We start from the raw sequence: 19,087 nt of genomic DNA, 5'->3' as shown, positions 1-19,087 counted from the left end.
CTGCAACAACGAGTGCGACACGCGGGGAACTAATCGCCCATAAGGTACGTTTCAATTCATCGAGAGGCCCCTGACGAGAGAGGACCATGGACCCCTCCCGAAGTACCAGCCGCACAGGCTCCTTGGTGGAGCGTGTGCGATGACCATCCTGCTCGGCATCCTTGTCGTGGTCGCGTTGACCGCGCTGACCGGATATTTCGTGGCGCAGGAATTCGGCTACATGGCGGTGGACCGTTCCCGCCTCAAAGCCAAGGCGGCCGTGGGCGACGCGGGCGCCACCCGTGCACTGGGCATCACCAAACGCACCTCCTTCATGCTGTCCGGCGCGCAACTAGGCATCACTGTGACCGGCTTGCTTGTTGGTTTCGTGGCCGAGCCGATGATTGGCGCTGGCCTCGGCGGCCTGCTTGGCGGCGTCGGAATCCCGCAGGCGGTGGGCGTGGCGGTCGGGACCGTGCTGGCGTTGCTGTTGTCCACCGGGGTGCAGATGGTGTTCGGCGAGCTCGTGCCCAAGAACCTCGCCATCGCCCGCCCAGAACCAGTGGCACGCAGGCTCGCGCTGTCCACCAGCCTGTACCTCAAGGTGTTCGGCTGGCTGATCCGGTTGTTCGACCACGCGTCGAACCTGCTGTTGAAGCTGCTGCGGATCAAGCCGGTGCACGACGTCGAACACGCCGCGACCCCGCGCGACCTTGAGTACATCGTGGCCGCGTCCCGCGACAGCGGTGACCTCCCGGCCGAACTGTCCACTCTGCTCGAACGAACGCTTGATCTGCACGAGCGAACGGCCGAGCACGCGATGATCCCGCGCCCATTGGTCACGACCATCGACGCCGACCAACCTGTCAGCTGGGCGGTGGAACTGATGGCGTCGGAGTATTCACGGCTGCCCGTCCTCGGGTCCGATGTGGACGACGTCGTCGGGATGATCTGCCTGCGTGACGTGCTCGCACTGGACTCCAAGATGGACATTCCGATCCGGGAAGTGGCCCGGCCGACCGTGCTGGTCCCTGCTTCCCTGCCGCTGATGGCCGTACTCGAGCAGCTGCGCGAGGCGGGCGAGCAGTTCGCTTGTGTCGTCGACGAATACGGCGGCCTGGCAGGCGTGATCACGATGGAGGACATCGCCGAGGAGCTCGTCGGCGAGATCACCGACGAACACAGTCCGGCGGATGAAGGCGTCGCGAAACCCGCCGAGGACGGCTGGTTGCTGTCCGGCACAACGCATATCGACGAGGTGGAACGACTGATCGGGCACGACCTGCCGGAAGGCGTGTACGAAACCATCGCGGGCCTGGTCATCACCGAAATGCAACGGCTGCCTTCCCTTGGCGACACGATCACGATCGAACTGCCTCGTGAGCACAAGATCACGGTGACGGTCCGCGGCATCGCAAGGCACGTGCCGGAAACCGTGCTGTTGCAGGTGATCACGTGAGCACCTTGAGTCCGTGGCTCGCGTTGATGATCACGGTTGGGATCGTGGCGCTGAGCGCGTTCTTCGTGGCCGTCGAGTTCGCTTTGGTGGCAGCACGGCAGTATCGCCTGGAAGAAGCCGCTTCGACCAGCCTGTCCGCACGAGCCGCGTTGCGCAGTTCACGCGAGCTGTCGTTGCTGCTGGCTGGTTCTCAGCTCGGCATCACGCTGTGCACGCTTGTGCTTGGCGCGGTCACGAAACCGGCCGTGCACCACATGCTGACGCCGTTGATGACCGACTGGGGCTTGCCCGAGGTCACCGCGGACGTGATCGCGTTCGTGCTGTCGCTGATCATCGTCACGTTCGTGCACCTGGTCGTTGGCGAGATGGCGCCGAAGTCGTGGGCGATCGCGCATCCGGAGTTCTCGGCGACTTTGCTCGCCCTGCCGATGCGGGCGTTCATGTGGTTCACGCGCCCGCTTCTGGTGGCGCTCAACACCATGGCCAACTGGTTCCTGCGTAAGTTCGGCGTCGAGCCGGTCGACGAGGTCAGCCCGGGCCGCAGTCCCGACGACCTGCGTCAACTGCTGGACCACTCGGCGCGGGCAGGCGCGTTGGACGACTCCAGGCACGAGCAGTTGGCGACGGCGTTGGAGCTGAACACCAGGCCGCTGCGCGAAATCGTCCGGCCCGACCTGGCATCCGTATCGCCCGATGTCACGTGCACGGAAATCAAGGCCGCCGCACGGGAAACCGGCCATCTCCGGCTCGTGGTCATGTCCGAGGGACGGCCGGTTGGCGTTGTGCACGTCCGCGACGCTTTGCTGCAGCCAGCCACGACGACTGCGGCGTCGTTGATGCGGCCGGTACTCACGTTGAGTGCGACAACGCCGATCTACGCGGCGCTCAGCACGATGCGCGAGACCCGTAACCACTTGGCGCTTGTCGAGGCCGATGGCCAGTTGGCGGGCCTGGTGACCTTGGACGACGTGCTGAATCAGCTACTGCCGGTGGCCTGACTGATGTGATTCCCCGTGGGGTTCAGCCGATCGCGCGGGCCAAGGCCCGGCCCGCCACCCTGCCGCTGTATATGCAACCGCCGAGGAACGTGCCTTCGAGAGCGCGGTAGCCATGCACGCCACCGCCGCCGAACCCCGCGACTTCACCGGCCGCGTAAAGGCCGGGCACTGGCTCGCCGTCCTGGTGCAGGACTCGGCCGGACAAGTCGGTCTGCAAGCCGTCGAGTGTCTTTCGGGTCAGTACGTTGAGCCGGACCGCGATGAGCGGGCCAGCTTTCGGGTCGAGAATCCGGTGTGGTGACGATGTCCGGATGAGCCGGTCGCCGAGGTAGCGGCGGGCGACGTGGATCGCGGCGATTTGGGTGTCCTTCGTGAAGCGGTTGCGGACCTCGCGGTCGCGGGCTTCGATCTGGCGGCGCAGGTCCACCAGGTTGATCAGCTCGTTCCCAGCCACCCGGTTCATGCCTGCGACAAGCTCTTCGAGGGTCGGGGCGACGACGAAGTCCGCACCGCGATCCATGAACGCCTTGACGGGCGCGGGTGGACCGGACGTGAAGGCACGCCCGAGGGTCTTCCAGATGCTCTTGCCGGTCAGGTCAGGGTTCTGCTCCGAGCCCGACAGCGCGAACTCCTTGGCGATCATCTTGGTGTTGAGGACGAACCACGAGTAGTCGTCTCCCGATCGGGTGATCGTGCCCAGTGTGCCGATGGTGTCGAAGCCCGGCAGGTTCGGCGCTGGAAACCGCTGACCGCGGGCGTCGAACCAGGTCGACGACGGGCCAGGCAGGACGCGGATGCCGTGGTTCGGCCAGACCGGGTCCCAGTTCTTGATCCCTTCCGTGTACGCCCACAGCCGGTCGCGGTTGACGATCCGCCCGCCTGCCTTCTCGGTGATCGCGAGCATCCGGCCGTCGACGTGGGCAGGCACGCCGGTCAGCATCCGCTTCGGCGGTGCCCCGAGCCGATCGCGCGGCCAATTCGCGCGCACCAGATCGAGGTTTCCGCCAATACCACCCGACGTCACCAGCAGGGCCTGTGACCGCAGCTCGAATTCGCCGACTACGACACGTGAGCTCGCCACACCTCTCGGCACATCGCTTGGTTCCAGTACAACTCCACGGACTCCGTCAACGGAACCATTGCTCGTGACTATCTCATCCACGCGATGACGGAACAGCAATTTCACCAGGCCATTGGCGGCAGCGAATCGGACCCTGCGTGCGAATGCTTCCACAAGTGCCGGGCCAGTACCCCACGTGACGTGAAAACGAGGCACAGAATTGCCGTGATCCTCAGCCAGATAACCGCCGCGTTCGGCCCAGCCGACAACCGGAAACCAGCGGATCCCCTGCCGGCGCAGCCACGCCCGCTTCTCCCCCGCGGCGAAGTCGATGTACGACTCCGCCCACCGACGGCCCCAGTAGTCCTCGCCAAGCGGATCATCAACGCCCCGGTCGAACCCCGCACTGCCAAGCCAGTCCTGCATGGCGAGTTCACGCGAGTCCTTGATGCCCGATAACCGCTGCTCAGGAGTGTTGACCATGAGCAAACCACCGAACGACCAGAACGCCTGGCCGCCAAGACTCGCCTCGGGTTCCTGATCGAGCAGGATGACCTTCCGCCCAGCGTCGGCCAGTCCAACCCCACATACATGCCCGCCGCACCACGCTGCCTACACTGCCACGCATGACCAACGGCGAAGAGCGAACGTGCTGAGGCAATCCGCACAACGCTTGCCAGCCGGACCATGCTCTGAGCAGCGCGATTGAACATTCATTCATAAACTGTCTGGAATTCGAAAGCGGGAACCAGAATGGCTAGATTGAAGCTCGGTATCATCTTCGGTGGAGTTTCCGAAGAGCACCCCGTCTCCCTCAAGTCGACACGCGAGGTCGAAGCAAGCCTCGATCTAGAGAAGTACGAGCCGTTCTACATCGGAATCGCGGAGAGCGGCGAGTGGAAGCTCTGCGACGGCCCGCACGAGGACTGGGAAAGCAACAGCCGCCCGGCCATGCTGTCACCGGACCGTGGTGTCCACGGACTGGTCGTGATGGAAGACGGCAAGTACGACACGATTCGGCTGGACGTCGTACTGCCTGTCCTGCACGGCAAACTGGGTGAAGACGGCGCGATCCAGGGCCTGTTCGAACTCGCCGGTATCCCCTATGTCGGCTGCGACATCCCGAGTTCCGCCCTGTGCATGGACAAGTCCCTGACCTACCGAGTGGTCAGCAGCGCGGGAATTGCCACACCGAACTTCCAAATCGTCTCGTTGGACGAAGGTGTGAACCCCGAGGGGCTCAACTATCCCGTCTTCGTGAAACCAGCCCGGTCTGGTTCGTCCTTCGGGGTCAGCAAGGTAACCAGCTGGGAAGAACTGCAGAGCGCGCTGGAAACCGCGAGCAAGTACGACACGAAGGTGCTGATCGAGGAAGGCGTCGTCGGAAGCGAGATCGGCTGCGCCATCATGGGCAACGACGACGATCTCTTCGCCGGCGAGCCGGATCGAGTCGCGCTGACCCACGGTTTCTTCCGGATCCACCAGGAAGATTCCCCCGAGACCGGATCCGAGAACTCCGCCTTCATCTGCCCGGCTGACATCTCGCCGGCGTCGCGCGAACTCGTGCAGAACACGGCGAAAGCGATCTACCGCATCCTCGGCTGCCGGGGGCTGGCCCGCGTCGACCTCTTCCTCAAGGAAGACGGCAGCGTCGTGCTCAACGAGGTCAACACCCTCCCCGGCCTGACCTCCTACAGCCGCTACCCCCGAATGATGAAGGCCGCGGGGCTGTCCCTCGGCGAGTTGATCGACCGTTGGGTGTCATTGGCACTGGCCGCAAGGTGACAGTGAACTGAACTGACCCCGCCGGGCACGCGCCAGGCGGGGTTTTTCTTTGCCCCTCAAGGCATACTGGTAAGAGTTGTTGCCAGACAGCAGAAACCCGACCGGCCCCACCTGTCACGGGATGCAACGCCGTGAAGGTCTTCTTACCCTCGCGGTGTTGAACCTGGATTCACCGTTGATCTTGGTTTGTGATCTTGGTGGTGGGTGATTGTGGTGGTGGGCTGGTGGTGTGTGGTGTGGTCGTGTGGGAGTTGCTGGTCTGCCCAGCTTTTCCACTGTGGTCTTTCGGGTTGGGCCTGGTCAGGCGGGGTGGGTAGGGGGTCAGGCGGGGTGGGGTGGGGCGTGGATGGTGGTGAACAGGTGGGTGAAGTCGTGGGCCCAGGGCCAGTCTTGTGGTAGTCGCAGGGTGATGTGGCGGGCGGTGCGGGTGACGCGGGCGGCGATGGTGATCAACCGGCGGCGCAGGGTGGTCAGCCGTGTTCGGGCGTGGGCGGGGCCGGCCAGGGTTGCGGTGGCGCGTAGGAGGTTGTGGGTCAGGGCGGCCAGGGAGAGCCAGGCGGCGTTGGCGGCGAACAGTCCGGACGGGAAGTGGGCCAGCGGGCCGGCCGCGAGTTCGGCGAAGACGTGTTCGATCGCGCCGCTGCGTTGGTCGTGCAGACGCCAGGCGGTGGCCGTGTCGAAGCCGGCCGTGTCGGGCTCGGTGGTGGCGGGCCTGGTGGTGGCGGGCCTGGTGGTGTCGGGCCTGGTGGTGTCGGGCCTGGTGGTGGCGGGTGGGAGGTTGGTGAACACCGCGTGGTAGCGCCAGGCTGGGAACAACTCGCCCTGCTCGTCGCGGGTGGTGATCCGGGTCCGGCGGACCAGTAGCCGGGCGGTGGTTTTCTGGCCGGGGTTGACGGTCGGGTTGGTGAACGCGGTATGGCTGGTCTCGGCGATCTGGGCGGTGTGGATCAGCTGCCCGGTGTGCGGGTCGAGGACCGGGTCGCGGTAGGTGTGCTGCTGCCAGGCGTGCTCGCTGATCGCGTCGATCGCCTCCCGGATCGCGGAATGTTGTGGGGCGGTGATGGAGAACCAGACCCCCTTCCCGCACCAGCATCGTGATCAATTCCCCGACATAGAACCCGGAATCGCCGCGTACCAGCAGCGGCCCGGTCGCGCCCGCGGCGCGGGCGGTGCCCAGCGCGCGCCGGGCCAGCGAGCTCACCGCGCGGCGGGTATCGGCGTTGCCACCCCGTAACCGGGTCGCCACGATCACCGGCCTGCCCGCCGCTGTGGTCAGGGTCGCGGCCAGCGTGTTCAACCCCAACACCCCGGTATAGCCGAACGCGGCCCCGTCTTTGCCCCGCCCGTAGACCTGGCTGATTTTCGAGTCCAGATCCAGCAACCCCAACCGGTCGGCCCCCGCCAGCAGCGGCGTCAGCTCCGCCAAGCGGGCCAGCAGCCGGGCGGAGAGTTTCTCCAGCTGAGCGACATGACCCATGCTGAACCAGCGCAGAAACGTGCCCACAGTGGACGGTGCGCGGATCCCGGTGAACAACCCCGCCATGCCACCATGCCGCACCAGGTCCAGATCACTGATCGAGTCCGCGCCCGCGGCCATCCCGGCCACGATCGTGCTGATCTTCGCGCCCGCGTTCGCCCCGACCGGACCACCCAGCCGGACCAGCTCACCGGCCAGATCCGACAACCCCGCGTCCTCGGCCAGCCGCATCACCGCCACCACACCCGCGTGCGACACCAATCCCGGATCGTCGAACCTCACCGACACCGCGCCACGCGTATGCGATGCTTTCACTCAGCAGATGCCCTCTCACTCAAGGTTTGTTGTTCCGTCGCAAGAACAATCATCCCAAGTCAGAGGGCATCTGCCCGTTCACGACACGACCAACCCACCAAGATCTTCGGTGAATCCAGGTTGAACGCGCCTAACTCGGCCCTCACGCCGTTGAACGCCACGCTATGCCGCAACTCTTGCCCTGGCAGCCCAGTCCCACTGCCACTGACTCAAACGTCCCAGCTAGTCACAAACGGCGCAGGGTCGGCTGTCGCCGACATTTAAGGTCCACAATGGACAATTAGCCGTCCCGTGAGTCCCACTTGCCACACACCTGTTACTTGAACGTCGCCACGGGAATGTCTTCGGCCGAATCGACTTGCGCCCATTCGTCGGAAGTCGCATCCAGCACCTCCAGCCCGCCTTCGACAGCCAGCTGGCGCATCGCGAACTCGTACCAGTCACCGACCCTGCCCTCGGCGAGCATTTCCTCGATGGCCGAAGCCAGCCGAGCCGCGTCGGCCGGGCTCCACCGGCTGACTCCGAAGAACTCGCCCTGACGTGCCGAGGGTTCGAGATCCTTGCCGAAGTCGACCGCTCGTCCATATTTCGCGCGAAATATTCGCAGGGCACGAAACCCGTCCGGCCAGACGAAACGCCTGCCCAGGTCGGGTAACGGCTCGCGGCGGTCCGGTGAGGTCGTGGGTCAGCCGAGTGCGGGGACATTGAGTTCCTCGAGCAGGCCACGCACACGGCGTTCGATCTCGTCACGCACGGGCCGGACGTCCTCGACGCTCTTGCCCGCCGGGTCGTCGAGCTGCCAATCCAGGTAGCGCTTGCCGGGGAACACCGGGCAGGTGTCGCCACAGCCCATCGTGATCACCACGTCCGCGGCTTGCACAGTTTCCTGAGTCCAGGGTTTGGGGAATTCGCGAGAGATGTCGATGCCACGCTCGGCCATGGCCGCGATCGCGGACGGGTTGATCTCATCGGCGGGTTCGGAGCCACCGGACCACGCCACCGCGCCGTCTCCGGCGAGGTGCTGGAAGAACCCAAGGGCCATCTGGCTACGACCCGCGTTGTGCACGCAGAGAAACAGCACGGTCGGCTTGTCAGGCATCGTTGTCTCCCAGGGGATGTAGCTCAACGCGGTCGACGAGGTCACGGAAGGCTTGCTCGAAGACCTCATCCGTGCCGATTCTCACGGGTCGGGCACCGCGTCAAGTCACTCTCCGGGCTTCGTGGCGCGGATGATGGCCGAGTGCATGGATTCGGCGACCTCGTGCGTCGAGATGATCTCGATGTCGGTGAACCCAGCTGCCTGCAGCCCTGCGCGGTACTCGCTGAAGCTCAGCGCTCCGGCGATGCAGGCGACATACGAGCCGCGCTCCGCCCGCTGTTCGGCGGTGAGATCGTCGTCGGCGACGATGTCGGACACTCCGAATCGGCCGCCCGGCGTCAGTACCCGGAACGTCTCAGCGAACACCGCGGGCTTGTCCGTCGACAGGTTGATCACGCAGTTGGAGATCACCACGTCGACAGTGTTGGCAGGCAACGGGATCGACTCGATCGTCCCCTTGAGGAACTCCACGTTCTCGGCGCCTGCCTTGGCCTTGTTGGCCAGCGCCAGTGCGAGCATCTCGTCGGTCATGTCCAGCCCGTACGCCTTGCCGGCCGGGCCGACCCGGCGCGCGGACAAAAGCACGTCGATCCCGCCGCCCGAGCCCAGGTCAAGCACGCGCTCCCCCGCACGCAACTCCGCGACCGCGGTCGGATTGCCACACCCAAGGGACGCGGCGATCGCCTCCGCGGGCAACGCGTCACGTTCCGCGGCGGAATAGAGCGTGGCCCCGAAGTTCTCGTCGACCTCGACCGCTTCCGGCCCGCAACGGGCTCCCCCACCCTCGGTGACCTTGAGCGCCGTGGCGGCGTATCGAGTACGGACAACTTCGCGAAGGTCGATTGATTCAGTCACGCCAGCTCCCTATATCGATGGTCTTCGATGCATGTTGCCGCCTTCATCGAAGCCTGTCAATATAGAAAGATGTCAAAACAGGAGCTGCAGACCGGGTCTTGCCGCACGAGGCTGCAGTCCGCTCCCCTCGACGAGGAGCAAGCGACTGAGCTGGCCGCGGTGTTCAAGGCGCTCGGCGACCCGATCCGTCTCCGGCTGCTGTCCATGATCGCTGCCGCAGAGACTGATGCCGGGGTCTGTGTCTGCGAGCTGACGCCCGCGTTCGACCTGTCCCAGCCGACGATCTCGCATCACCTCAAACTGCTACGCCAAGCCGGACTCGTCGACTCGGAACGCCGTGGCACCTGGGTCTACTACTGGCTGCGACCCGAAGTCACCGACAAACTCGCCGCCCTACTGGCCCGCCCGGCCACCGAGTGGTCGCGAGTCGCGATCTGATCGACTGGGCTTGCATGTGGTACTTGGGTACAGGCTTACCGTTGTGACATGACCACCGAAAAGACATGGACACCCGAGGCGTGCACGCTGCCCATCGCGGAACAACCGTTGTGGGAAGCGGACTTCGATCAGCTCTTCGCAGCCGCGCTCCGCGCCTTGCATCAGCCCGAAGTTCACCCAACTGCGGCTGGAACTGGGACCGTCGCTCGCGCTGTCGCGGCCGCAGGTATGTCGTCATGACCGGTCTGCGTAGCGGGCAGCTCGCCGAGGCGGCCGGGGTCAACCCGCAAACCTTGCGCTATTACGAACGTCGCGGCCTACTGTCCACACCGGACCGCACGCTGGGCGGGCACCGGATGTATCCGCCTGAAACGGTGACGGTGCTGAAAGTCATCAAAACCGCGCAGCGGCTCGGGTTCACCTTGGACGAGATCAGTGACCTGCTGGAAATAAGCCGTCGCAGGCAGACGCAAGACGGATTGCAGGCACGAGCGACGGCCAAACTGGCCGAGGTCGAGGCGAAGATCGTTGACCTTGGCGTTATCCGAGACGCTTTGCGAGCGGCGCTCACCGCTGGCTGCGACGATCTGGTCGCGTGCTCGCACGAGCCATCGTGCCCGATACCGTTCGCCGATTCAGCTCGAATCGTGGGTTAATGTCTGGATCATGACCTTGGTCCGTTCGCTGGTGTTGTTCGTGCTGGCCGCACTAGCCGAGATCGGCGTTGCATGGCTGGTCTGGCAAGGAATCCGGGAACATCGAGGTCTACTGTGGATCGCCGGTGGCGTGATCGCGCTTGGTGTGTACGGCTTTGTGGCCACGCTGCAACCCGATGCTCACTTCGGCCGGATCCTTGCCGCCTACGGCGGTGTGTTCGTGGCCGGGTCGCTTGCCTGGGGCATCATCGTGGACAAGTTCCAGCCAGATCGATGGGACTACATCGGCGCCGCGATCTGCCTGATCGGTGTGGCCGTGATCATGTACGCGCCCCGCGGATAGCTCGGATACCTTGAGGAAACCCTCTTCAGCCTCTCCTGAAACCCTTCTTCGCAGCTTTGTTCCTGCCTTCTTCGCCGACAATATTGCCGGGTCGCAACCGACCGGCCGGGGCAGTGACATTTCCGGCGTGTGCTGCCAGATGGTTTCCCCAGTTTTTCGGTGACAAGCAAGGACAATTGCCGACGATGTCGATCGATGACGATTCGGCATTCATACGGATTCCGCGCAGCCGGTTGCCTGACCACCCGGGTACCAAGATCACGTTCGCTGACGTGTGGTGCTACATCCGTCCATCTGGCGCGAGCCATCCGGCGCAGGGCTGGAAGCTGCATGTCGCCGCCACCGCCGAAGCCGCGCCGCGGACTCTCCAGCTGGCCATCGATGTGCTGTTCGGACGCGGCCGCGCTGCCAAGTTTGACGCTGTACCGCTCCTGAAACCCGCGGATCGTGAAGCAAGGCTGGCCGTGACCAATGTGTGCCTGCTGGGGCATTGAACGCTAAACCACGGCCAGCCCGGGCTGCCATGGCAACAATCTGCCCGGCTGCGTGCCACCAAACCTGAACATCGAATTATTCGGCGTAGTTTGTCGACGGGGAAGGCTCACCGCGACATCAAAGGAAGTTCAATGGATTACGTTCTGGACGCGGAGTTGGCGGCGATAGCACCCATGCTGCCGGTTCTCGATCTTTCCGACGTCCAGGGTGTGCGTGAACTAACTGAGCGGTTTCTCGACGCGGCCCCGCGATATGAGTCGCAGCGGCGCCTGAGCGTCGAGGAGGTGGGCATTCCCGGCTACCAAGGCGCGCCGGATGTCAGCGTGCGGGTGTACACGCCGGACGAACGTACCGCCCCCATCCCAGGCCTGCACGCGTCGAAGCGATCAAGCAACTGCTGCACGTCATCTGACGCTACCTATCGAGGACCTTCACGACAGCCGACAACGGTACGTGGAGTCAAACGCCCTTTCTCCGGCTCCCGAGTGATGCCACCCGCCGAGACTTCCATAGTCAACGCGCCGATGGCGTCTGCGGGACGGTAGATCGTCTCGAGCAACGTGTGCCGCTGCAGCTCAGCGACGGTACAACTGCCCCGCCGCGCGAGTTCCGCCACCAACGCCGTGCGCAGCGGATGAAGGCGTGGCGTGAGCGAGATGTCGATCGACGTGTGCTCGGCGTCGAGCGGATCGCGGTAGCGAATCCCCGCGAACTCGTCAGCGGCCCATAGCTCGTTCTTGAAGTTCACCAAGTGCTTGCTATCCCCAGTCGCGAACACCATCAGCTGGTCCCGGCCACGATCGGCGACGAGCTCAACGGTGACCACGTACGACAACCCTGCATCCCGCAGCACGTTTCGGTGATCCATCACGCGCTCCGATGACGGCAAGGTGAGCAGCACTTCCCGCGCCTTGTCCCGCGCAAGCGACGCGACAAGCTGCCATACGCCCTGCTCGGTGAGCGCGTTGTCATCTACAGCGTCCAGATATGCCAGCGCGGGCCCGGTGACGGCGAGAGACTCCGGATCGGCGACCGACCACACCGATATCCCCTCCGGCGCCTGCCCCAACTCCGCCGCGCTCCCGACGATGACCACGTTCAAACGCTGTCCATCAAGGCGATCGGCGAACTCACTGAAAACCCGAAACGCGTCCGCCACGAAGACACTGGCCCCGGATTCGACAAAGGTGGCACCGCGGTGCGACCGCAACACCGCCGGAGTCCACGCATCCAGATACCGCACCAGCACCTCACGCTTCACCGTGAGATGCGGGTCAGGGCGCCGACCGGACTCGGGCATACCTCTGGTTCTACTCCGACCACCCTGGTCACACCAGATGAAAGCCGGGAGCGCGTCAAGCTGATGACCGACTCGACCACGCGAGAAAGGCATGAAATCCTTCAAATCGCAAATCCACGAGAGGGCACAAAATTGTTCGGTCCACAAATTCGACCGAGGGCATATATTTCGTTCGACCGCAACAGTTTTGACGAGAAATTCCAAGCTTGACAGCGTCTCGACGTTTACTTATGGTCGTCCGGGTTCCCGCCGATCGATATCCGAAGGTGTTCATGATCGCGCCGCCAACGCTGCCGAAATTTAGGCAGCAGTTGATTCTTGCCGTTCTCATGGTGTGTTCGCTGCTGATTTGGCTGGACAATACCGTCCTGAGTACTGCGTTGGAGACTCTCGCAGACCCGGTCCGTGGACTGGGCGCCAATCCCGGTGAGCTGCAATGGGCGACTGGTTCGTACACTCTAACCTTCGCCACATTGATGTTCACCGCAGGCGCATTGGGCGATCGGTTCGGTCACCGGACCGTGTTCTCCAATGGGTTGGCGATCTTCGCCGGGTCCTCGCTGTGGGCGGCGTACGCAACCGATGCGGGCCAGCTGATCGCAGCTCGAGCTGCGATGGGGGTGGGCAGCGCGCTGATCACTCCCGCCATGTTGGCCATCCTCATGTGGACCTTTACCGGCCCCGCGCGGGCTGCCGCGATCGGCATTTTCTCGACGTCGGCCGGTGTCGGAATGGCCGCGGGCCCGGTGCTGGCCGGGTTCCTGCTCGATCATTTCTGGTGGGGCTCGGTGTTTCTGATCAATGTCCCGGTCGCAACATCGTTGCCGGTCTGGTTCTGCTTGCCGTTTTCGTACTCGTCGAACTGCGTATCAAGGTGCCTAGTTTTGACCCGCGACTGCTCGCCCAACGCACATTCGGTGGCGGCAATATGGCGCTCGGATTGTTGCTCTTCTCCGTTGCCGCCATCACCTTCTATAACGCGTTCTACCTGCAAGGCGCGCTGGGGTTTTCGCCGATGAAGGCAGGTTTGGCCAATATCCCGACCGCACTCGGCGCGCTCGCGGGGGCACCCCTTGCCTCGCGCCTGGTTCGCCGCCTGTCGGTCCGCGTTGTCACCGTGCCTGCGCTAACCGTGGCTGCGCTGACCGTGGGCGGATACGGGTTCCTCGGACTGCAAACTCCGCTCGTCTGGATCGAGATCCTGTTGCTGATCCAGGGTCTCTCGATCGGCATGGTGATCGGCCCGGTCACGGCGGCATTGATCAGCAACCTGCCGTTGGAACAGGCCGGTGCGGGATCGGCCGTCACCAACACCGTGCGACAAACCGGCAGTGTGGTCGGAATCGCGGTGGGCGGCACGATCTTGTCGATCATGTACCGACGTGCGATCGAGCCTTCGCTGGCGGGTTTGCCCGGTCCAGCGCGGGATCAGGCGCGAGTGTCCGCCGAACAGGCCCGCCACGTCGCCACCGCTATCCACCAGCCCACCCTTGCTCAGGCTGCTGACAATGCGTTTGTCCATGCCATGCACGTCGGCGCGGGCTGGATCGCGGTCATCACAGTCCTCGGAGCAGCTGTGCTGCTGATTGCCCTGCCTGCTGCAGGAAAGGCGAAGGGGCCGGAGTATGACGAGGCTACAAGTGTGATGGAGCCGAATCGGTGACACCGTCCTGAGGAGCCATCGCGTCCGGAGTCCTTACGGGCGAACGCGGATGATCGTCTTTCCTTCGACCCGCTCGGCCGGATTGAAGGCAGCGACGGCATCATCAAGGGTCGCGACACATGAACTTGAACGAGGACGTCGTTTCCTGCCGCCTCCGGCTCAGACGTTGCCGCGTTTGTTCGGCGGAGCCGGTCTCCGCTGGCCACGATCAATCCGAGGTGATCCGAGTGCCCCCTGAATGAGGCATTCCCAGGGCGGGAGGGCCGCCTCCTGGGCCCTCCAGCGCTGGTCACGCCCGCGACTGTTCGTGAGAGGCGTTGACGGCCACTGCCAGGATTTTCAAGCTTGCCGATCGGGCGTTGCCGGACCGGTGTTCAGGCAGGTGACCCGCACGTTCTCCTGGCGACACAGCGCGGAGGCCGCCATGGCCGCGGTCACGCCGACGTGCCGCCGCGCCGTGCGGGCGGCAGGCCGGTGCGAGGGGAAGGTTCGGCGCGTTCAACGCCGTCAAGGTGACCTTCACGGCATCAACGTGGGTAACAGGTGTGGTATGTGCGATAGGTGTGACGCAGGTGGCGATCAATAGTCCATTATGGACAGACTGACGGCTCGGTTACATGGTCAACGATGTGAGACGAGCCATCAGATCCTCCAACGGAATGTCCACAGCGGACACGTTGTCGTTCAAATGCTGGATGCTCAGGGTTCCAGGGGTGGGAAGCATCGCGGGCGAGCGTTTCAAGAGCCACGCGAGGGCGAGCTGCGCAGGTGTGACACCACGCTGTCGCGCCATCTCGGCCAGCGGGCCGTCCTGGCTGGCCAGCGCTCCGGTGGCCAACGGAAGCCATGGTATGAAACCGATGTTCGCCGCTTCCGCGTAGTCCAGCAACGGGTCGGCGGCCCGGTTGATGAGGTTGTATTCCGCTTGAACCGTTGCGATCTCGGCGAATTTTCGCGCTTCCGCCAGTTCGGCTACTGTTACCTCCGCCAGCCCGATCTGCCCGATCTTTCCTTCGCGCTGCAGGTCTGTGAGCAGTCCCATTTGGTCAGCGATAGGAGCGAATGGACTGAATCCGTGCAACTGAAACAACGGTATGCGCTGGAGCTTCAGGAACCACAGCCGCGTCTCGATCTGTTTGCGGAGGAACGAAGGCCGCGGCACCGGTTCCCACTGCCCTTCCGGTGATCGAAGCAGCCCGCCTTTGACCATCAGCAGGACGTTGTCCGGGTACGGGTTCAGCGCTTGCGCGATGAGCTCTTCATAGTCGAACGGGCCGGACGACTCGGCGACGTCAATGAGATTCACGCCAAGATCGAGCGCTTGCTTGAGCACCCCTGCCGCTTCGGTGGCGTTCTTCGGATGGCTCCACACACCGGACTCGCTCATCTGCGCGGTCCCGAGTCCGAGCCGGGTGATCGGGCGCCCTCCGATCGTGAACGTCCCGCATCGATCGGGCAGCGTCATGGCTCCTCCAGGGTCAGATGTCAGTGAGTTCATCTGTCCGCTCGGCTTCGGGCGCCGCCGCAACCGCCGGTACGTCCAGGTCGTATCGGCGCAAACGGAAAACGTCGAGTCTCGTGCTGTAGTACTTGTCGGTTTGTCCGACCCAGTCCATCCCCATGCGCCGGGCGGCCGCCGCGGCGCGTTGGTTCGCTGGACGCGAGACGGCGAAGACCTCGTCGGCGCCGGCGTCGAAGGCATAGTGAGCGATCGCGTCGCCGGCTTCACCGGCGTAGCCATTCCCCCACCAGCTCCGAGCAATCTGGACACCGATCTCGAAGTCGACGTCGTCGGGAGGCAACGGCAGCAAGGAAACCGCGCCGATCGTGTGACCGATGGCGAGGTCAGTGATCTTCCAACGGCCGACTGGCGGCTCGATGGCCGCACTGTCCGCGACCCACCTGGAAACCAGATGCCGCATGGCAGTTACGTCCGAAACGCGGTCCATGGCTGGCGCCAACCATCGAGCGATCTCTCCGTCACCGAAGATGCCAAGGGCCGCTTCGACATCGGCCATCGTCCACGGAGCAAGTCGCAGGCGCGCGGTCCGAATCAGTGCACCGTCGATGTCGACCGAATGCGAGCCCCGAGTCATCGCTGTGCCTCTCCAAGTCGGCTGTCAGTTCGCGCGTTCGCGGGGTGCACGGTCGGGTACCGTCGCTCGGCCCGGAAAGCGACCGTCGACGAGTTCCTTGTACTCAGGGTGGTCTGCGATGTAGTCCGCCACGAAGCCGCAGTAGTTGGTGAGCTTCAGGTCTTGAGCTCGTATGTCGTCAAGAGCGTGCTTGACGAGCCGGGTTCCGATCCCTCGGCCGCGGTACTCAGGCTGGACGATCGTGTGACTGAGCGTCACACGTTGTCCGTTTCGCGGTATGTGGTACACGATCATGCCGACAACCTGTCCGTCGACCACGGCGTCGTACGACCCGCTGTCGCCGTTCTTCTGGACATCCATCTCCGGGATCACTTGGGTTCTCCTGATGTTCCGTGAGCAGCGGGATCTTAAATGGACTTTACAGTCCTTATTGCACCCGCTCTACAGGCCAATGTCAAATGGGACAGAGCGGCACTGCGGTAGATGAACGCGAACGAACTGGACCTCGGAAACCAGAGGAACGCGTCGACAACCGGCTGGAGATCACCCTGGACACCAACACGGGGACGACCTCGGCGTCACACCACAGATCCGCGGCCCGCCATCGAGAGTCCAGCGGCGACGGGTGCACGGACGGGGTCATCGATGGCAGGTTCTCGCCATAGGCGCGCACGACCTCGACAAGACTCGGCTTGATCCGACCACCCCGGCCGCCTGGCCGGTCTTCCACCCGGCCGAGGCGGACTCACCGTGACTTTACTTGGACTTTTTAGTTCAGTTATGCTGCGCTTCGACTGACCGGGTGTCGCCCGCAGGGCCCCGCGAACGTGTTGCTCAGGACCCACCTGGCGTCCACTGTGGACATCCGCAAGTCACCAAGTCAAGTTCGCCCAGTTGTGCGGGGAAGGAAGGGTTCGTGAGGGCAAGCCTCGAAGGCCGCGAGGTCATCGTTGTCGGCGGGAGTAGCGGCATGGGGCGGCGTCATGGCCGGACGTAACGGTGCATGAGCAGCCGGGCTCCACGCCGGGTTCGCCGGTCGGCAGTCGTCCATTGAAACTGTCCTCGGCCATCATCACAGCGGACGGCAGCGACCACGAGCCCGACCGCCTCTCGCACCTGGAACTGTCGATCAGTGCGTGCGTGCTCAGCGAGATGGAAATCATGCTCGCCACCACAGGCAAGTCTGGAAAAGGCGCTCATACCACCGCGGAGATTCCGGCGGCAGAACATCTTGAGCTGAACATCAACTCGGTCTTGTTGAGTTCCCTGCCTGGCGCCCTGCACCTCTCCGGACGCAGCCACGACGAGGCTGCCGCGCGGTGGTACCAGCTGACATTGACCTTCTCCGATGGAAGCGCCACCGCGATGGTGTGGAGCACGACATTCGAGGTTCCACGCTCACCACTCGTCGACTCAAGATGGCGCCTGACCGTGCCATTCAGTCACTCATTGAACGAGGAGTAACAAACCATGTCGGCACGTGCAGCTCTAATCACCGGTGGCACCAGCGGTATCGGAATGGCTACCGCGAAGCTTCTGCACAGCCGCGGCTACCGGGTCGCGGTCACTGGACAACGTCCGGAAAGCGTCGCCCGGGCGCGCGAGGAGCTACCCGAGGAAATCCTCGTAGTGCAGGGCTGACGCACGCTCGCTTGCTGATACTGACCAGGTGGTGTCCGAAGTCCGTGAACGATTCGGGACTCTGACGACGTCGTTCCTGAACGCGGGCGTCAACTCACCCAGCGGAGGGATGATGAAGTTCCCATATATAGCCCCACAAGTACGACGTCGCATACGACCGATAGGGCCGCCACAGCTCACTGCGCCGCTCCACGGCCTTGGGCGTGATCCTCTTGTCCAGTCCGTCGAGTGCCGTCACCGCCGCGCGCACAGCGACGTCGTTGGCCGGGAAGATGTCCGGCCTGTGCAAGTACCTCATCATGAACATCTGGGCTGACGATGGACCGATACCGGGCAACGCGATGAGTTCGGTCTGAATTTCGGCATCCGACATCGCCGCGAGCCTGTCCAGTTCCAGTAGACCGTCGTCGGCGTGTTCGGCCAGTCCGCGGATTGCCCTGACCTTCGGGTAGGACAAGCCAACGCCGCGCATGCTCTGCTCATCGGTCGCGATGACACGCTCGGCCGTGATGGAACCGCCCAGTTGGGCGACAAGCCGGTTGTAGATCGCGGCGGCCGACGCCCTGCTGAGCTGCCGTGAGGCGATCGTGAAGGAGAACCATTCGAGCGGACCGCTGACATTCACGGGCAGGGGCATCTCGTAGGCATCGATCGGCCCTGTCGACCGCACCCACGAGGCGAGTGAGTCGTCGAGCGCGCCCAAGTACTTGAACGCCGCACGCTGTTGCTTGGTCGCGTGCTTCCCTGTCCGAATGGTGGTCATGCCGCAAGCGTCGCAAATACGGCCTAAATAGTCCAGACAGAGGATTCGATGGCACGTCCTTACCATTCTGACATCACCACTTCCGACACATACACTGGACGATATAGTCCACTCGGTCGTTCGTGAGAGAACGCCCGAACAACAGAGAAGGACCAGGAAAATCAACGACACCAAGCAGTCCGCCGAAGACCTGGCGATCCTCGAGCAGCTCAACAACGACTACGTCCACGCCGACCAGTTCAGCGATGTCAAGCGCTTCAACGAGTTCCTCGCCGAAGACTTCATCGTGCAGACTCCGGGAGTCACCCGCAACCGTACCGAGTTCCTCGAATACATCGCGAAGCCGCGCCCCTTCAAGGATCTCGCTGTGCACGACGTCACCATCCGCATTCTGAGTGACGTCGCGCTGATCCACGCCCGCAGCACCTACACCATGCTCGCCGATGGAGCGAAAAGAGAAGCTCTGTACACGGACGCGTACCAGAAGCGTGCGGGTGTCTGGGTCTGTGTCGCGGCCTGCGCGATCGCTCCGGGCACCTGACCCGCACTCACCCCGGAGAACCGGCACGGGTGTAGCCACGCGGGGTCACGGCTAGACCGGTGCCGTCCGCGATCTCGCGGTCCTCTTTGGACCGCCCGGTGCACGGCAGACATGGCGTCGACGT

The 19,087-nt window shown here is 63.9% G+C and carries 22 protein-coding genes and 3 pseudogenes; 14 read left to right on the top strand and 11 right to left on the bottom strand.

The window, feature by feature from the left end; all coding sequences use genetic code 11:
- Window positions 1-139: 139 nt before the first annotated feature.
- Both LWC34_RS12945 and LWC34_RS12940 read left to right on the top strand, forming a co-directional pair.
- The gene (locus LWC34_RS12945; RefSeq protein ID WP_233725290.1) at window positions 140-1,438 is read left to right on the top strand and encodes a hemolysin family protein; all 1,299 of its coding nucleotides are present in this window, start codon (window positions 140-142) and stop codon (window positions 1,436-1,438) included.
- Entirely contained in the window at window positions 1,435-2,436 is a 1,002-nt protein-coding gene (locus tag LWC34_RS12940; protein WP_308200028.1) for a hemolysin family protein, read from the top strand. Before LWC34_RS12945 ends, LWC34_RS12940 begins: the two co-directional genes overlap by 4 nt.
- Before the next feature lie 22 nt (window positions 2,437-2,458).
- Here LWC34_RS12940 and LWC34_RS12935 read toward each other — a convergent pair.
- Window positions 2,459-4,105 (bottom strand): annotated as a pseudogene (locus tag LWC34_RS12935) (FAD-binding dehydrogenase); the annotation flags it as partial.
- 144 nt (window positions 4,106-4,249) lie between these two features.
- Here LWC34_RS12935 and vanA point away from each other — a divergent pair.
- Window positions 4,250-5,281: a D-alanine--(R)-lactate ligase gene (vanA, locus tag LWC34_RS12930; protein ID WP_233725289.1), complete on the top strand. Its 1,032-nt coding sequence runs from the start codon at window positions 4,250-4,252 to the stop codon at window positions 5,279-5,281.
- 321 nt (window positions 5,282-5,602) lie between these two features.
- On the opposite strand, the gene LWC34_RS12925 is transcribed toward vanA, so the two are convergent.
- Window positions 5,603-6,097, bottom strand: a complete 495-nt coding sequence (locus LWC34_RS12925; RefSeq protein ID WP_284051441.1) for a transposase — start codon at window positions 6,095-6,097, stop codon at window positions 5,603-5,605.
- Window positions 6,098-6,196: 99 nt separating this feature from the next.
- Between LWC34_RS12925 and LWC34_RS12920 the strand changes: the two genes are divergently transcribed.
- A complete protein-coding gene (locus tag LWC34_RS12920) occupies window positions 6,197-6,379 on the top strand; it encodes a hypothetical protein (RefSeq protein WP_233722972.1) in 183 nt (60 codons plus the stop codon).
- 40 nt (window positions 6,380-6,419) lie between these two features.
- Here the strand turns inward: LWC34_RS12920 and LWC34_RS58790 are convergent.
- The 4 genes and pseudogenes from LWC34_RS58790 to arsM all read right to left on the bottom strand — a co-directional run.
- Window positions 6,420-6,998: pseudogene (locus LWC34_RS58790) on the bottom strand (transposase family protein); the annotation flags it as partial.
- 391 nt (window positions 6,999-7,389) lie between these two features.
- Window positions 7,390-7,539, bottom strand: a complete 150-nt coding sequence (locus tag LWC34_RS12910) for a glycosyltransferase family protein (RefSeq protein WP_233725288.1) — start codon at window positions 7,537-7,539, stop codon at window positions 7,390-7,392.
- 219 nt (window positions 7,540-7,758) lie between these two features.
- Window positions 7,759-8,241 carry an arsenate reductase ArsC gene (locus LWC34_RS12905; RefSeq protein WP_372496476.1) on the bottom strand — a complete coding sequence of 161 codons (483 nt, stop codon included), beginning with the start codon at window positions 8,239-8,241 and terminating at the stop codon, window positions 7,759-7,761.
- Window positions 8,242-8,277: 36 nt separating this feature from the next.
- Window positions 8,278-9,027 (bottom strand): arsenite methyltransferase, encoded by a 750-nt coding sequence (gene arsM / locus LWC34_RS12900; RefSeq protein WP_233725287.1) that lies wholly within the window; start codon window positions 9,025-9,027, stop codon window positions 8,278-8,280.
- A gap of 69 nt (window positions 9,028-9,096) precedes the next feature.
- On the opposite strand from arsM, the gene LWC34_RS12895 reads away from it, so the two are divergent.
- The 5 genes from LWC34_RS12895 to LWC34_RS12875 all read left to right on the top strand — a co-directional run bounded on the left by LWC34_RS12895 (window position 9,097) and on the right by LWC34_RS12875 (window position 10,958).
- Complete coding sequence (locus LWC34_RS12895) at window positions 9,097-9,465, top strand: ArsR/SmtB family transcription factor (RefSeq protein WP_233725286.1); 369 nt, start codon at window positions 9,097-9,099, stop codon at window positions 9,463-9,465.
- 48 nt (window positions 9,466-9,513) lie between these two features.
- Window positions 9,514-9,705: a hypothetical protein gene (locus LWC34_RS12890; RefSeq protein ID WP_233725285.1), complete on the top strand. Its 192-nt coding sequence runs from the start codon at window positions 9,514-9,516 to the stop codon at window positions 9,703-9,705.
- Window positions 9,702-10,121 (top strand): MerR family transcriptional regulator, encoded by a 420-nt coding sequence (locus LWC34_RS12885; protein ID WP_233725284.1) that lies wholly within the window; start codon window positions 9,702-9,704, stop codon window positions 10,119-10,121. The genes LWC34_RS12890 and LWC34_RS12885 overlap by 4 nt, the downstream gene beginning before the upstream one ends.
- 10 nt (window positions 10,122-10,131) lie before the next feature.
- Window positions 10,132-10,464, top strand: a complete 333-nt coding sequence (locus tag LWC34_RS12880; RefSeq protein ID WP_235728812.1) for a YnfA family protein — start codon at window positions 10,132-10,134, stop codon at window positions 10,462-10,464.
- A gap of 185 nt (window positions 10,465-10,649) precedes the next feature.
- Entirely contained in the window at window positions 10,650-10,958 is a 309-nt protein-coding gene (locus LWC34_RS12875) for a class III lanthionine synthetase LanKC N-terminal domain-containing protein (RefSeq protein ID WP_233725283.1), read from the top strand.
- A 419-nt stretch (window positions 10,959-11,377) separates the two neighbouring features.
- Here the strand turns inward: LWC34_RS12875 and LWC34_RS12870 are convergent, their stop codons facing one another.
- Entirely contained in the window at window positions 11,378-12,259 is an 882-nt protein-coding gene (locus LWC34_RS12870) for a hypothetical protein (protein ID WP_233725282.1), read from the bottom strand.
- Window positions 12,260-12,489: 230 nt separating this feature from the next.
- Between LWC34_RS12870 and LWC34_RS56845 the strand changes: the two are divergent.
- Both LWC34_RS56845 and LWC34_RS56840 read left to right on the top strand, forming a co-directional pair.
- Window positions 12,490-13,029: pseudogene (locus LWC34_RS56845) on the top strand (MFS transporter); the annotation flags it as partial.
- Entirely contained in the window at window positions 12,924-13,922 is a 999-nt protein-coding gene (locus tag LWC34_RS56840; protein ID WP_372496475.1) for an MFS transporter, read from the top strand. The pseudogene LWC34_RS56845 and the gene LWC34_RS56840, both read left to right, overlap by 106 nt.
- A gap of 613 nt (window positions 13,923-14,535) precedes the next feature.
- Here the strand turns inward: LWC34_RS56840 and LWC34_RS12860 are convergent.
- From LWC34_RS12860 to LWC34_RS12850, 3 genes are read right to left on the bottom strand one after another with little or no spacing between them, the layout of a single operon-like run.
- Complete coding sequence (locus LWC34_RS12860) at window positions 14,536-15,387, bottom strand: aldo/keto reductase (protein WP_233725281.1); 852 nt, start codon at window positions 15,385-15,387, stop codon at window positions 14,536-14,538.
- Between the two features lie 13 nt (window positions 15,388-15,400).
- A complete protein-coding gene (locus LWC34_RS12855; protein ID WP_233725280.1) occupies window positions 15,401-16,018 on the bottom strand; it encodes a GNAT family N-acetyltransferase in 618 nt (205 codons plus the stop codon).
- 24 nt (window positions 16,019-16,042) lie between these two features.
- Complete coding sequence (locus LWC34_RS12850; protein WP_233725279.1) at window positions 16,043-16,390, bottom strand: GNAT family N-acetyltransferase; 348 nt, start codon at window positions 16,388-16,390, stop codon at window positions 16,043-16,045.
- A 627-nt stretch (window positions 16,391-17,017) separates the two neighbouring features.
- On the opposite strand from LWC34_RS12850, the gene LWC34_RS12845 reads away from it, so the two are divergent.
- Together LWC34_RS12845 and LWC34_RS12840 are read left to right on the top strand one after the other, a co-directional pair.
- Window positions 17,018-17,482 (top strand): hypothetical protein, encoded by a 465-nt coding sequence (locus tag LWC34_RS12845; RefSeq protein WP_233725278.1) that lies wholly within the window; start codon window positions 17,018-17,020, stop codon window positions 17,480-17,482.
- A gap of 6 nt (window positions 17,483-17,488) precedes the next feature.
- Entirely contained in the window at window positions 17,489-17,659 is a 171-nt protein-coding gene (locus tag LWC34_RS12840) for an SDR family NAD(P)-dependent oxidoreductase (RefSeq protein ID WP_233725277.1), read from the top strand.
- 94 nt (window positions 17,660-17,753) lie between these two features.
- Here the strand turns inward: LWC34_RS12840 and LWC34_RS12835 are convergent, their stop codons facing one another.
- The gene (locus LWC34_RS12835) at window positions 17,754-18,422 is read right to left on the bottom strand and encodes a DNA-3-methyladenine glycosylase family protein (protein ID WP_233725276.1); all 669 of its coding nucleotides are present in this window, start codon (window positions 18,420-18,422) and stop codon (window positions 17,754-17,756) included.
- A gap of 43 nt (window positions 18,423-18,465) precedes the next feature.
- Here LWC34_RS12835 and LWC34_RS58785 point away from each other — a divergent pair, with 43 nt between their 5' ends.
- Entirely contained in the window at window positions 18,466-18,963 is a 498-nt protein-coding gene (locus LWC34_RS58785) for a nuclear transport factor 2 family protein (RefSeq protein WP_372496537.1), read from the top strand.
- The last annotated feature ends 124 nt before the right edge of the window (window positions 18,964-19,087 follow it).

Origin of the sequence: Kibdelosporangium philippinense (assembly GCF_021390435.2) — a bacterium.
GTDB classification, from domain to species: domain Bacteria; phylum Actinomycetota; class Actinomycetes; order Mycobacteriales; family Pseudonocardiaceae; genus Kibdelosporangium; species Kibdelosporangium philippinense.
Note: the sequence above shows the minus strand (reverse complement) of the source record. Positions and strands in the feature narration are given on the sequence as shown.

Bases quoted from the DNA above. Each gene is read 5' to 3' on its own strand.
- LWC34_RS12945 (WP_233725290.1), top strand. From the start codon at position 140: ATGACCATCCTGCTCGGCATCCTTGTCGTGGTCGCGTTGACCGCGCTG.
- vanA (WP_233725289.1), top strand. From the start codon at position 4,250: ATGGCTAGATTGAAGCTCGGTATCATCTTCGGTGGAGTTTCCGAAGAG.
- LWC34_RS12920 (WP_233722972.1), top strand. From the start codon at position 6,197: ATGGCTGGTCTCGGCGATCTGGGCGGTGTGGATCAGCTGCCCGGTGTG.
- LWC34_RS12910 (WP_233725288.1), bottom strand. From the start codon at position 7,539: ATGCTCGCCGAGGGCAGGGTCGGTGACTGGTACGAGTTCGCGATGCGC.
- LWC34_RS12905 (WP_372496476.1), bottom strand. From the start codon at position 8,241: ATGAGGTCTTCGAGCAAGCCTTCCGTGACCTCGTCGACCGCGTTGAGC.
- LWC34_RS12895 (WP_233725286.1), top strand. From the start codon at position 9,097: ATGTCAAAACAGGAGCTGCAGACCGGGTCTTGCCGCACGAGGCTGCAG.
- LWC34_RS12890 (WP_233725285.1), top strand. From the start codon at position 9,514: ATGACCACCGAAAAGACATGGACACCCGAGGCGTGCACGCTGCCCATC.
- LWC34_RS12885 (WP_233725284.1), top strand. From the start codon at position 9,702: ATGACCGGTCTGCGTAGCGGGCAGCTCGCCGAGGCGGCCGGGGTCAAC.
- LWC34_RS12880 (WP_235728812.1), top strand. From the start codon at position 10,132: ATGACCTTGGTCCGTTCGCTGGTGTTGTTCGTGCTGGCCGCACTAGCC.
- LWC34_RS12875 (WP_233725283.1), top strand. From the start codon at position 10,650: ATGTCGATCGATGACGATTCGGCATTCATACGGATTCCGCGCAGCCGG.
- LWC34_RS12870 (WP_233725282.1), bottom strand. From the start codon at position 12,259: ATGCCCGAGTCCGGTCGGCGCCCTGACCCGCATCTCACGGTGAAGCGT.
- LWC34_RS12860 (WP_233725281.1), bottom strand. From the start codon at position 15,387: ATGACGCTGCCCGATCGATGCGGGACGTTCACGATCGGAGGGCGCCCG.
- LWC34_RS12855 (WP_233725280.1), bottom strand. From the start codon at position 16,018: ATGACTCGGGGCTCGCATTCGGTCGACATCGACGGTGCACTGATTCGG.
- LWC34_RS12840 (WP_233725277.1), top strand. From the start codon at position 17,489: ATGTCGGCACGTGCAGCTCTAATCACCGGTGGCACCAGCGGTATCGGA.
- LWC34_RS12835 (WP_233725276.1), bottom strand. From the start codon at position 18,422: ATGACCACCATTCGGACAGGGAAGCACGCGACCAAGCAACAGCGTGCG.